This window comes from Runella sp. R5_40, assembly GCF_057652295.1.
This window is the reverse complement of sequence record NZ_JBYFCH010000017.1, coordinates 67,194-79,366: the sequence shown is the minus strand read 5'-3', so window position 1 is coordinate 79,366 and position 12,173 is coordinate 67,194. Positions and strand designations below refer to the sequence as shown.

The 12,173-nt window shown below is 45.9% G+C and carries 11 protein-coding genes; 1 reads left to right on the top strand and 10 read right to left on the bottom strand.

Translation table 11 applies throughout. From position 1 onward, the window contains the following. Window positions 1-73: 73 nt before the first annotated feature. The 8 genes from AC23N5_RS22910 to ruvC form a co-directional block, all read right to left on the bottom strand. Window positions 74-703, bottom strand: coding sequence for a porin family protein (locus AC23N5_RS22910; protein WP_164489988.1), 630 nt, complete (start codon window positions 701-703; stop codon window positions 74-76). 71 nt (window positions 704-774) lie between these two features. Next, window positions 775-1,248 (bottom strand): hypothetical protein, encoded by a 474-nt coding sequence (locus AC23N5_RS22905; RefSeq protein WP_487757405.1) that lies wholly within the window; start codon window positions 1,246-1,248, stop codon window positions 775-777. 35 nt (window positions 1,249-1,283) lie between these two features. Beyond that, a complete protein-coding gene (locus AC23N5_RS22900) occupies window positions 1,284-2,006 on the bottom strand; it encodes a YiaD family glycine zipper/OmpA-like lipoprotein (protein WP_487757404.1) in 723 nt (240 codons plus the stop codon). 227 nt (window positions 2,007-2,233) lie between these two features. Then, window positions 2,234-3,028: a transglutaminase domain-containing protein gene (locus AC23N5_RS22895; RefSeq protein WP_183976573.1), complete on the bottom strand. Its 795-nt coding sequence runs from the start codon at window positions 3,026-3,028 to the stop codon at window positions 2,234-2,236. A 54-nt stretch (window positions 3,029-3,082) separates the two neighbouring features. After that, a complete protein-coding gene (locus AC23N5_RS22890) occupies window positions 3,083-3,541 on the bottom strand; it encodes a hypothetical protein (RefSeq protein WP_183976575.1) in 459 nt (152 codons plus the stop codon). 32 nt (window positions 3,542-3,573) lie between these two features. Then, a complete protein-coding gene (locus tag AC23N5_RS22885) occupies window positions 3,574-5,394 on the bottom strand; it encodes an alpha-amylase family glycosyl hydrolase (protein WP_487757403.1) in 1,821 nt (606 codons plus the stop codon). 114 nt (window positions 5,395-5,508) lie between these two features. Then, a complete protein-coding gene (locus tag AC23N5_RS22880) occupies window positions 5,509-6,711 on the bottom strand; it encodes an AI-2E family transporter (protein ID WP_487757402.1) in 1,203 nt (400 codons plus the stop codon). 159 nt (window positions 6,712-6,870) lie between these two features. Next, window positions 6,871-7,458, bottom strand: a complete 588-nt coding sequence (ruvC, locus tag AC23N5_RS22875) for a crossover junction endodeoxyribonuclease RuvC (protein WP_183976581.1) — start codon at window positions 7,456-7,458, stop codon at window positions 6,871-6,873. On the opposite strand from ruvC, the gene AC23N5_RS22870 reads away from it, so the two are divergent. Beyond that, on the top strand, window positions 7,457-8,455 hold the full coding sequence (locus tag AC23N5_RS22870) for a lysylphosphatidylglycerol synthase domain-containing protein (protein WP_487757401.1): 999 nt from the start codon (window positions 7,457-7,459) through the stop codon (window positions 8,453-8,455). The two genes, ruvC and AC23N5_RS22870, sit on opposite strands and share 2 nt — an antisense overlap. Before the next feature lie 83 nt (window positions 8,456-8,538). Here the strand turns inward: AC23N5_RS22870 and AC23N5_RS22865 are convergent, their stop codons facing one another. Together AC23N5_RS22865 and nuoL are read right to left on the bottom strand one after the other, a co-directional pair. Continuing rightward, complete coding sequence (locus AC23N5_RS22865; protein ID WP_487757400.1) at window positions 8,539-10,125, bottom strand: complex I subunit 4 family protein; 1,587 nt, start codon at window positions 10,123-10,125, stop codon at window positions 8,539-8,541. Window positions 10,126-10,134: 9 nt separating this feature from the next. Next, entirely contained in the window at window positions 10,135-12,129 is a 1,995-nt protein-coding gene (gene nuoL, locus AC23N5_RS22860) for an NADH-quinone oxidoreductase subunit L (protein WP_487757399.1), read from the bottom strand. Between the last annotated feature and the right edge of the window lie 44 nt (window positions 12,130-12,173).

Sequence of the window (12,173 nt, the reverse complement as noted above, 5' to 3'; positions counted from 1 at the left end):
ATAGGATGTTGGCTGTGTGGGGAGGATACTAGCGGTGTGGGGAGGATGTAAGCATCCTCCCCAACAGCATTGCCTAGAACGTAAAACCTACGCTGATTTGTCCCACGGAATTTTTGGCGTTACCCATAAATACTTTGGCGGCATCGCTCGTTGCTACTGGACGAAGCCCGTAATTGTAGCGAGTACCAATCATTAATTTGCCAAAATAGATGCTCAAACCTGCCGAAAGTCCGTAATCAATTTCGTTGAAATTGCCCTTGCCGAGTTCGATTTGAGTGGATCCTACATCGCTTTTACTTTTGGTGTTGGCATTGAGCAAATAGCCCCCGTAACCACCCGCGTGTAGGTCAACAAAATTGCCAATTTTATACGTTAGCAACACAGGAACTTCTACATAATCGAGGCTAAAAGTATTTTCTCCTTGAAACGTATTGAGAACGTTGTATCTGGCCGTCGTTCCTTTGTTGCTGTACCCAATTTCGGGTTGGAGATACAATTTATTTTTCACCAAAGGTAATTGGGTAAATAAACTGGCGTGAAAGCCGTAGCGAGGGTTGCGGTCGGTAACTTCATCGATGTACATATTCGAGGCGTTTAGACCACCACGGATACCTGTTCTTGCTCTGTTTTCGGAGTCTTGAGCGAATGAAGTAAGGGCTGATGCTACAAAAGCGATGGCTAAAATGATGTGTTTGCGATTCATGGCGATTGTTGATTTTAATGTTTAATAATGGTTGAATTTGGGCAAAAGCGGGTCGTGAATGACCCGTTTCACTAAAATGTATATCGGATAGAAATAGCGGCTTCGTCGCCCCAGAACCCGTTGTCCACGCTGAAATTGAGGGTTGGTTTCCAGTCAATGCCGATGTTGATGGGTACTTCACGGAAGTTGTATTCTAGTCCTAAAATGGCATCTAGTCCTGCGATGCTAGACCGTTGGTAAGGGGCATAGCCACGGTTTCCTTCCCCCCAAATATAGACGTGACCACCTGCGCCATAGATGAAATTGAGGCGATTGATTCCCAAAAAGCGGGTGTGCCCTTCGATAAGTCCCGTCAGACCTACACCCCGCCAACGGGTAGAAACAATTCCTTCGAGGGCTACGTTACGCTTGGTAAAGTGCTTGATGGTGATGCCGTTGGTAGAACCTAAACGTAGTCCCACGGCCGTGCGGTAATCTTGGGCAGAAGCACTAAAGGCTGTGCTTAGGGTGGCCACTAAAGCGATGATGAAGAGGCGAGTTCTCATGGTTTTGGTATGTTAAAATAAGTTAGGTATGGTAATTATTGGGCATTAAAGGCCGATTGAGCGGCTTGTTGTTTTAATTTTTCGTTGGCAAAAATTCCAATTTCTACCCGACGGTTTTGCTGGCGTCCCGTTTCAGATGTGTTGCTTGCTATGGGATTTGCTTCGCCCAAACCAATCAGTTTTACCCGATTTGAGGCAACACCTTCGCTTACCAAGAAATTGGATACGGCAGCGGCGCGTTGTTCTGACAAGGTTTTGTTGAAGGCTTCGCTACCCACGTTATCGGTGTTTCCTTCAATGAGCAAATTGGTGTGGTCGTCGCTTTTGAGAGTGGCGGCCATTTTTCTCAAATTACCGAGTGTTTCGGGACGGAGCTTAGCCGAGCCAAAGTCAAACAGGAGTTGGTCGTTCATCGTGAGTTTTACCCCTTCTCCAACGCGTTCTACTTTAGTATCAGGACCCAAATCTTGGCGAAGTTTTTCGGCTTTCTTGTCCATCGACTGCCCGATGATGGCACCCGTTGCGCCACCGACGGTTGCCCCAATGATGGCCCCAATGGCGGTATTTCGGTTGTTTTTACCAATGATTCCTCCAATAACCGCTCCTGCTCCTGCACCAATCAAAGCGCCTGACTGCGTTTTTTTGAGCTTGGTTTTGGTCGTTTTTTTCTTCGACGACGTTTGGGCTTGCGATGGTATATAGAGGCTCGGTGCTACTAATCCGAAACAAAGTAAGTAGGTGATGATGCTCGTTTTCATACTGTGTTGATGTTAAAGATTGACGCAGTAAAAGCTAAAAAAGCTGTTCCAGTTATTGTTAAATTTTATATTAAGTAATTGATTTTCAGTATTTTGATGTAGTTTTTGTTGGAGTTGTGGGTGAGGGAAAATTGTAGAATATTTTCCCCGTTTTTCCCAAATGGCCACAAAAAAAGCTACACCAAAATTGATGCAGCTTTCGAAACATATAAAAAGCGGAAACCTTATTATTCTTGAAAAACTTGTACGTTGACCGTGAGCGATTGCAGATTGGCCGCTCCAAACTGTGTTACCATGGCTACGTCGGCGGCATCGCGGCCGTAGCCAAGTACGACCCGACATCCTTGCGTTTGCGGTTGAACAGCATCAAAGGTGTACCATTGATTACCGACATACGCTTCAAACCACGCGTGCAGATCCATGTATTCGAGTTGGTCCAAAAAGCCGACCGTCATGCGGGCTGGAATGGACAAACTGCGGCACAGTGCAATGGCAAGGTGGGTGAAATCGCGGCAAACCCCCACGCGTTGTTGCGCCGTATCGAGGGCTGTGGTAGTAGCGTTGGTGGTGCCATATTGGTAGCTAATCGACTGATTAATCCATGTCCTTATTGCTTCCACTTGGGCATAACCTAGTTCGCTATTGCCAACAATTTCTCTGGCAAGATTTTGAATATCAATTAAATCGGATTGGCAATACCGACTAGCCAACAAATACATCATCACTTCATTGGGAAGCTCGGCTACAGGAATATAAACGGGTAGAGGAATGGCTGGCGCCAAATAAGGCTGCACAAGTGCCTCCACGTCGGTCGTGATAGTGACATCGCCAGCGGGTAAAATCGCACGCTGACATTGATTGCCGTAAGCATCAATGTATTCGGTAAAAGGTACGCTTGGTTGGATGCTAAACTGCTCTTTTACAATAGATTGCCCATCGTGGCGATACGGACGAAGCATCATCTGAACAGGAACAGGCTGGGGAATTTGGTAAATGAGGGTACTTTGGCCTTGGAGTTTCATGAGAGGAAGTGAAAAAATCCAGCTCCGTTGTGGAGCTGGACTGGGGTGTAATGGCTAGTTTTCAAAATCTTTTTGCATAGCGTCAATGCGGTCGTTAAGGTCGCGTTTAAACTGTTTCCAGTCGCGCTTAACGTCTTTTTTTACTTCCGCCAAATCGTCGTTTAGGTCGTTCAAGTTTTCTTTCAACTTGTCACGTTTTGCCTCTAATTTATCCTTTTCTTTGGCCGACGCCTTTTTGATTTTTGCGTTTAGCTCGTCAAGCTCACTGTTGATGATTTGACGGCGATTTTCAATTTTAAGCGATAGCTCTTCACGGGCTTCTTTTATTTCTTCCGCCGTTTCTTCTTTGGCTTCTTTTACGTCTTCGGCTACGTTATCAGCCGCATCTTTTACCTCATCTTGGGCATTTTGTACGTTGTCGGCTACGTCGCGTTTTTCTTCGCGTGAGCAGCTTGACAATGAGATGGTTCCGAATGCCAACATGGCGGCGACGATGATGGTTGCTTTTTTCATGATTTTGTGATGTTTATGAGTGAAATAGTATGTTATTCTTCGAGTGAATAAATGAGGGCAGCATAGGCTCCCAAGGGAACTTGGACCAATAAATGTTTGGAGTCTTCGACCCCAACAGCAATGAAATCACTGGTAAAATGGTTGTCAAAATCGGCGTCGTAGCCGTCCCAGTCGCTGTTGAAACGCAGTCGCCAATGCCCTCTTTGGGGAAAACGAATGCCAAAATCGTGGGCGGGTTCTTGCGAAAAGTTAATGATAACAAGGGTGTTGTCGTTGTAGCCACCGTTTCGGAAACGATAAAAGACGATAATTTTACGTTCATGGTCAAGGTGCAATACCATCGCGTGTTGTCCCGAAAGCCCAGCCGTAGTTTGGTGTTTGTTGAGCCTTAGATGAATCAAATCTCGGTAAAGTTTGGCAATACCTTTGTGGGCCGAAAGCCGATTCCAATCAATTGGGTCGGTATCATCAAACCATTTGTCTTCGAGCAATGCCTGTCCTTGAAAAAGCATCGGAATGCCTGGCGATGTGAGCGTAAGCACGGCTCCTAAAATGGAACGTTTCTTGGCATACCAGTTATCGACGTCGCCTTCACCCGCAATTTCCTGAACAACCCGCGCCTTGCCGTTGGCCACTTCATCGTGCGATTCGGTATAAATGACCCGTTGAAAAGCGTCGTTGTTGTATTTGTGCGTAATGGCATGGGCAATCGCATCCATGTTTCGGTCGGAATCGTGCATCGCAATGATGGCCTCTCGTACGGGGTGGACAAATTGTGCATCCCATTGGCTACTGTACCCAAGCCCACCGTTTGATACACTATCGGTGATGGATGAAAGGGTGTGGAGGTCTTCGGCAACGGTAAATTTGTGGGGAAATTTTTCCCTGATTTCCGAATTAATCCACTGGATCAATGAATAACCTTCCGCTAAATCGTTATCGGGATTGCCGTCGGCGTTGACATTCCGCATGTACGGAATCATGTCCATTCGGAGGCCATCCAAACGATATTCTTCGAGCCACATGAGGGCATTGTCACGAATATACTGGCGTACTTCTGGCCGACCGTAATCGGGACGCGTGTCTCCCCAAGGGGTAGTGGCTCGCCAATCGTTGTAAAAATAAATTCCTCCAAGATTGTTCTCACTCCAGCCGTCAAACTGCCATAAGTCCATGTCAGTGGGGCCAAAGTGGTTATAAACGACGTCCAAAATAACGGCAATGCCTTTTTCGTGGGCGGCTTTTACAAAACTTTTTAACCCCAATGGCCCACCATATTCCGATTCTACGGCGAAAGGATGCGCAGGGTTGTACCCCCACGAGTACCCGCCAGGAAATTCGGCAATGGGCATAATTTCTACAGCATTGATTCCTAGTGCTTTAAGGTAGTCGAGGCGTTCGATGGCTGAATAAAAATCGCCAATTTGACCTTCCCCTTTTACGTTAAAAGTCCCAATGTGCAGTTCATAAATGACCATTTCGTTCCAGTTGGGCATCTGAAATGAGTCATCATTTGCCCAATCAAAATGTGGGTCATGCACGATGCTGTTGCCAACCGAATTGGTCAATTGTCGGGCATAAGGGTCGTTGCGCATCAATTCTGTAACCTCCGTGAAAAGCACGTATTTGTATTCCTGTCCAATTGTTGCGTCTGGAACATTGACCGACCAATACCCATTTTCTTCGTGCGAAAGGGGCGTTGCTTCCTTGTTCCAACTGTTGAAATCTCCAACTACCGATACTGCTTTGGCGTTGGGAGCCCAAACCCGAAACGAAACACCTTCCGAATGTGGTACGGCTCCCATGCCTGCAATGGTACTTGCTTGTATGTCTGAGATTTCAATTGTTTTCATGGCCTATTTGCTGTTTTCTAGTGGTTTAGAGTCTTGCTATTTAATATAAAAATCGTATGCCAAGCCCATTTGCTACCAATATTGGGTAAAAAATGGGGAATTTATTCCCCGATATTACGATGCTTTTTTGACAGGTTTTTTCTTGTGGAAAATAGCCTTTACTTCATCGGTAGTTTCGTGGATGGTTTCTACCAGTTCTCGTTCGAGGGCCTGGATTTTGGTGCTTTTTAGTTCGCGTTCTTTGTCCACCTCAGGTTCTCCCAAGACGTAACCGTAGGGTTTTAGGTAAGAAACCGAGTCAAAAATGACTTTCAAGATGGCCGTAAGTGGCAAGGCGAGGGCCATTCCAGCAATGCCCCACAGCATTTCGCCAAGAAACAGCGCGACAATGGCCGCCAGTGGGTTGATGCTAATTTTGGAGCCTACAATGTAGGGCGTAATAAAATTTCCTTCTAAAATTTGGACAAAGAAAAAGATGCCAGCCACACCAAGTGCATACATGGGTGATTCTTTGGTAACAAGCGCTACCACAATGGGCAGGATAGAACCGATGAGTATCCCAAAATATGGAATGATGAGCAAAATGGCCGCCAAAAAACCAAAGAAAAAGGCTGATTGAATACCCAAAGCCAATAAACCAATCGAGTTTAGCGTACCTACAATAAGCGTTACCAGAAACAGGCCGTAGAGGTAATTGTGTACGACTTCATAAATTTTGCTAAAAACGCCGTTCAGCTTTGACTTTGGGGTGTTGCTAAAAACCTTGTACAAAAACTGCGTAAGCATGTTGCGGTAATACAACACAAAAAAGATAAAAACGGGAACTATCGCGAGCATTCCGAGCATTGAGCCCGTGGTCGTAACGGCTGAACCAACCATATCGCCGCTTTTGGAGCTTAGATTTTGGGTATATTCTTGCAGCTTATTCACTTGCATTTTGTGCGAAATCTTCAAATGCTCGTACGCCCATTGCTGTATCTGCGCCGCGCACGATTCCATTTTGGAAAGCATTTGAGGGAGCATTTGCATAAATTCGTTGACCTCGTACCCAATCACAAAGCCAATCCCTACAAAAACGGCCGTAAACGCTAAAATAGCGAGGGTGATGGCCAACGTACTCGGAAGTCCCTTTTTTTCGAGCCATTTGGTAAGGGGAAACATGGCCATCGACAAAATGATGGAGAAGAGCAGCAGGGTAACAATAGACCCCAAAATATGCATCCAGTACACCAATAATGTGACACTGAGCAATACGAAACCCAAACGAGCAACGTACGGAAGCTGAAACGCGGTAGGAGGTGTTGTAGTCGGTGGCATACGAGTAAAGGTTAAAAGACCTGTACTATACGCTTAAATCATTGTTCCAGTGGTTCGCGTGGCGAGTTCGTAGATGTTTTTCCCCACCTTCCTTCTACCTTCCCGAAAGTTCAAAACTTTCGGGAAGGTGGCAGTTAACTTTCGGGAAGGTGGAAAAAATTACTTGATTCGTCCTGGATTTTCGCTGGCAAAGGCTGACCAACCGCCTTTTTTTGCGCCTTTCTTTTTGGCGGCTGCCGATGGTAGGGCGTTGGCGTGGTAATGATGGCAAATCGCAATGGCGACGGCGTCGGTGGCGTCGAGGTATTCGGGCTGTAGTGGCATTTTTAGGATACTTTCCAACATAAAAGCCACTTGTTCTTTAGACGCATTGCCGTTGCCCGTTACCGACATTTTTACGGTCTTGGGCGAATATTCCACAATCGGAATGTTTCGGTTGAGCGCAGCGGCCATCGCTACACCCTGAGCACGCCCCAATTTGAGCATCGACTGGGGATTTTTTCCGTAAAAAGGATCTTCGACGGCCATTTCATCGGGCAAAAATTCCTCGATAAGTTGGGTGATACGGTCAAAAATTTTCTTCAGTTTTAGTTCATGGCTACTATATTTGTCGAGTTTTAGGACGCCGTATTGAAGTAAGTCGATACGAGCACCGATAATACGAATGACACCGTATCCTGCAATACGGGTTCCAGGGTCAATCCCTAAAATAATTTTTTCAGTCAGATTTGATTGTTGATCTTGCATGACGCAAAGTAACAGCCCTTCGTGGTTTTCTCGGCTTTCTTCGCTCAAAAAAATCACTTGGGTGTTCAAATGGCTCCTTTTTTTGGGGATGCTGCTCTACCTGTACGTCAGTGTGGAGGCCAAAGGACAAAGTTTAGGGGAAGTATATCGGCTCCTGCGTTTTCATTTGCAGCAAGGGCATTGGGGAATCCTCGGATTCGCCCTTTTCCTGACCCCCATCAACTGGGCTTGCGAAAGCCGTAAATGGCAACTTTTGGCCCAAAAAATTGAAAAAATCAGCTTTGGACAAGCCTTTCAAGGGGTACTTTCGGGACTTGCACTGGGGTTTTTGATGCCCAACAACGTCGGTGATGCGGCAGGAAGGGTACTTTCGTTACAAAGTCACCAACGCCTGTCGGGGGTAGGGGCAGCGCTGCTTTCCAATGGATTACAGTTTTTTGTGTCCTTGTTTTTTGGCACGTTGGGTTGGGGTTTTTGGGTATATCATCAAGCTACTTTACAACAATGGCCGCAGCTATTGCTTCTGCTGGTTTTGGTGATGACCCTTGTTTTTGGTGTGGTATTGATGGCCAAACGCGGCGAAGCGGAGCAATTCTTGGTTCGTTTTCGATTGTTTCGATGGGTGGATCCTTACGTAGAAGTCATTGCTGAATATACACTATCCGAAATTGGTCAAGCGTTTCGTTGGGCAATCCTGCGTTATGGCGTTTTTACCCTACAGTTTGCGTTGCTACTTTGGCTTTTTGAGGTAAATCTCCCTTTCGATGTTGCCATAGCGGGTATATTTCTGGTATTTTTTGCCAAAACCCTCATTCCTGCCCTCAATTTTTTGGGCGATTTGGGTATTCGAGAAGCTTCTTCCCTTTACGTTTTTAGCTTTTACGACGTCGAACCCGCGCGTATTTTAGCAGTAACGCTGACGCTTTGGTGTATGAATATCCTTCTTCCTATACTGATAGGAACGGTTTGGACTTTTAAACTAAAATGGTGGAATTGAGGGCGTATGTGAGTCAGGTTGCTCACAACCTGACCAATGTATTGTTCTGATTGTGTTAAGGGTTGCTCACAACTCGCCCCTGTTTATTCAAAAACCTTGAGCAATTGACTCACTGTTTTGTCCGAAAGCTGGAAGAGGCTATTGGGCAAAATCCCGATGAGGAACGCCAACAATCCAAGCGGCACCAACATCCATTTTTCACGTGCATCGAGGTCATACAAAACCGCCAAATCGTCTTGATTTTTGGCCCATAATTTCCCCAAAAACATCCGTTGGAGTGTCCATAAGAAATAAGCGGCGGCTAAAATAATGCCTACGGTGCCAAGGGCTGCTACCCAAGTTGGAACTACTGCCGATTTGAAACCTCCCATGAGGGTGAATAGTTCGCCCACAAAGCCCGAAAACCCTGGCAAACCCAGCGAAGCAAAAAAGGCCACTCCCGTAAGCACAGTATAAACAGGCATTGGGCCAATCAGTCCACGGTAGCTGTCGATGAGGCGGTTGTGGGTACGGTCGTACAGGACGCCCACCACCAAAAATAACATGGCCGAAAGCACCCCGTGGCTTACCATTTGATAAATGGCACCGTTGATACCTTCCGACGTAAGCGAAGCAATTCCGAGTACCACAAAACCCATGTGCGACACCGACGAATAGGCAATCATTTTTTTAAGGTCGTTTTGGGCAAGGGCATTAAAACCGCCGTAAACAATGGAAATGACGCCCAAAAGTGCCAAGACGAAGGCATATTCATTGGCTGCATCAGGAAAAATAGGGTAGGCGATTCGCAACAAACCGTAGCCCCCAATTTTTAGCAAAATCCCCGCAAGCACCACCGATACAGGCGTTGGGGCCTCCACGTGGGCGTCGGGTAGCCACGTGTGCAAGGGGACAATGGGAAGTTTGATGGCAAAACCAAGAAACAACAACCAAAAGGCCAGCATTCGCGAAGGAATTCCAAATAAATAAACCTCGCCCGACAATGATAATAAGCTGTTGGGCAAGTAGTTGCGCATATCTGTCATGTAACGAAGGTCGAAGGTGTGTACCAACGTTTGGGTTAATTCTGACTCAACAGGGTCGATAACCGACAAATACAGCCCAATCATTACAATCAGAATGAGCAAAGAACCGACAAGCGTATAAAGGAAAAACTTAATCGACGCATATTCGCGGCGGGGTCCTCCCCACAGCCCAATCAAAAAATACATGGGCAGGAGCATAAACTCAAAGAAGAGGAAAAACAGAAAGAAGTCGAGGGCGATAAAACAGCCTGTGATACTGGTAGTTAATAGTAAATACAAGGAGAAATAAGCCTTCTCGCGTTTGTCAATAGTCCAAGAGGAAATCGCTCCCACGAGCATCACTATCGACGTAAGTAAGACCATCGGAAAACTGATACCGTCAATTCCGAGCAGGTAATCAATAGAAACGGTGCCCATCTTGCCCAACGAAAGCGTAATCCAATCTGCTTTTTCTACAAATTGGGGGGCTGGGTTGGAAGGGTCGTACATGGCGTATAAAACCCCCGATACAAGTACTTGACAAGCCGTAAAAAACAACGTAATCCATTTGTACGTGTGTTTGAAACGGTTAGAAATCAGGAGAATAGCAATCGTCCCTACCAAGGGGTGAAATACAAAAAAAGAAAGTAGATAAGGTATCTTCATAACTTAGTTTCAGTGGAGTACCCACAGGATAACAGCGATAATTCCTACGAGAACGACTACAAAATAAGATTGGGCTTGGCCATTTTGGAGGTTGCGGGTTCGGCTACCGACAAACCTTGCCAGCCAGGCCGCACCGTTGACTCCTCCATCGATGACCATTCGGTCAAAACGACCAATAATATGAGCGATAATGACGGTTAAATAAGCAAATCCATTGACGGTTACATCCACAATTTTACTATCGAGATGATACAGCCATTGTCCAATTTTTTGGAGAGGACTTATTAAAAACAAAAACTGCTCCGTTTCGGGGTCATGCTCCCTCAGAATTTGGAGTTGATGCTTGACCGAATCCCACCCTTGTTCGTATGCTTTTTTGATGGCATCGTGCAAGGTTCCAAATTGCTGAACAAGAGCTGGAATGTTGTGATTAAAAGTACAAATGTATCCCAAACTAATGCCTATTGCTGCGACAATTATTGATAAAGTAGCAACAATAGTATGCCATTCATGGCTAAATTTGCTAGGAAAAAGTTGGAAAAACCAACCGTGTGCGGCGTCTAAAGGGTTGACCGAAAACCACACAAAAACCGACAATCCTGCCAACAAAACCATCGGGAGCTGCATGAGCTTATCGGCTTCGTGTATGTCAGGCGAGTGAACCACCGTTTCGGAGGCAGGTCGGGATAGAAAGACCAAACGCCATTGTTTCGTAATATAAAAGGCCGTTAATCCAGCTGAAAGAAGCGCTGCAACGGGTAACACGTACGCAATAGCAGTTCGTTGCGAAGCCCAGGCAAATGCTTCTACCAAAATCGCATCCTTCGATAAAAAGCCCGAAAAGAACGGTAAGCCTGCCAATGCAGCCGCGCAAATCGAATAAGCAATGAAGGTGATTTTCATTTTGGGGCGTAAATTGCCCATCTTTCGCATGTCTTGTGTATGCACCGCGTGGATGACGGCTCCTGCGCACAAAAATAGCCCTGCTTTGAAAAAAGCGTGGGTTAATAAGTGAAACAAAGCCGCTTCGCGCGCGCCAATCCCCATTCCGAGTACCATCAAACCTAATTGTGAAATGGTGGAGTAGGCCAAAAGTTTTTTGATGTCTGTTTGAAAAATGGCGCGATAAGCACCCATCACCATGGTAATTCCGCCAATGAGGGCGATGATGGTAAGGGCATCGGGCGTCAATAAAAAATAAATTCTTGCTAACAAAAAAATCCCCGCTGCCACCATGGTTGCGGCGTGAATCAGTGCCGAAACGGGCGTTGGGCCTTCCATGGCATCGGGCAGCCAAGCCGAAAGGGGAAATTGTGCTGATTTTCCTACCGCTCCACAAAAAAGCAGCAAGCCAATGAGTGTCAATTCATTATTAGAAACTGTAAACCGTAAACTGTTAACCGCCAACTGCGAATTTAGCACTGATAGTTCGCTCGTTCCGAAATACCAAAATAAGAGCAAAATTCCCATTAAAAAGCCCGCGTCGCCAATTCGGTTGAGGATAAAAGCTTTTTTTGCCGCCCAAACGGCTCGTGGTTTTTCGTACCAAAATCCAATTAATAAATAGGAAGACAAACCCACTAATTCCCAACCTACGTACATTAAAAATAGGTTGCCAGCGAGCACAATCAATAACATCGAAAAGACAAACACGCCCAAAAAGGCAAAATACCGCCAACGACCCGCATCGTCGTGCATGTAGCTGATGGAGAAAAGCTGAACCAACAACGCCACAAAATGCACAAGAACAAGCATGATGAGCGTAAGGTTGTCGGTTTGAAGCGATAACGTAAATGATTTTTCTTTGAGCTGAAACCACTCAACGGCAAATTGCTGCGGAGCATGTACCCACGATTGAAACAGATAAAGAGAGATACCAAGCCCGAGGAGAGAAACAAAGGATGCGACCCAACCTGCCCAAGCATTGGCTTTTTTGCCTACTGACAACAGCCCTAGGCAACTAACCAAGGGCAAAAAAAGAAGAATGAGTAGCTTTGAAAACATTCAAACGTTAGCCTTTTGCGAGGGCAAAAGTAAAAACTATCTGC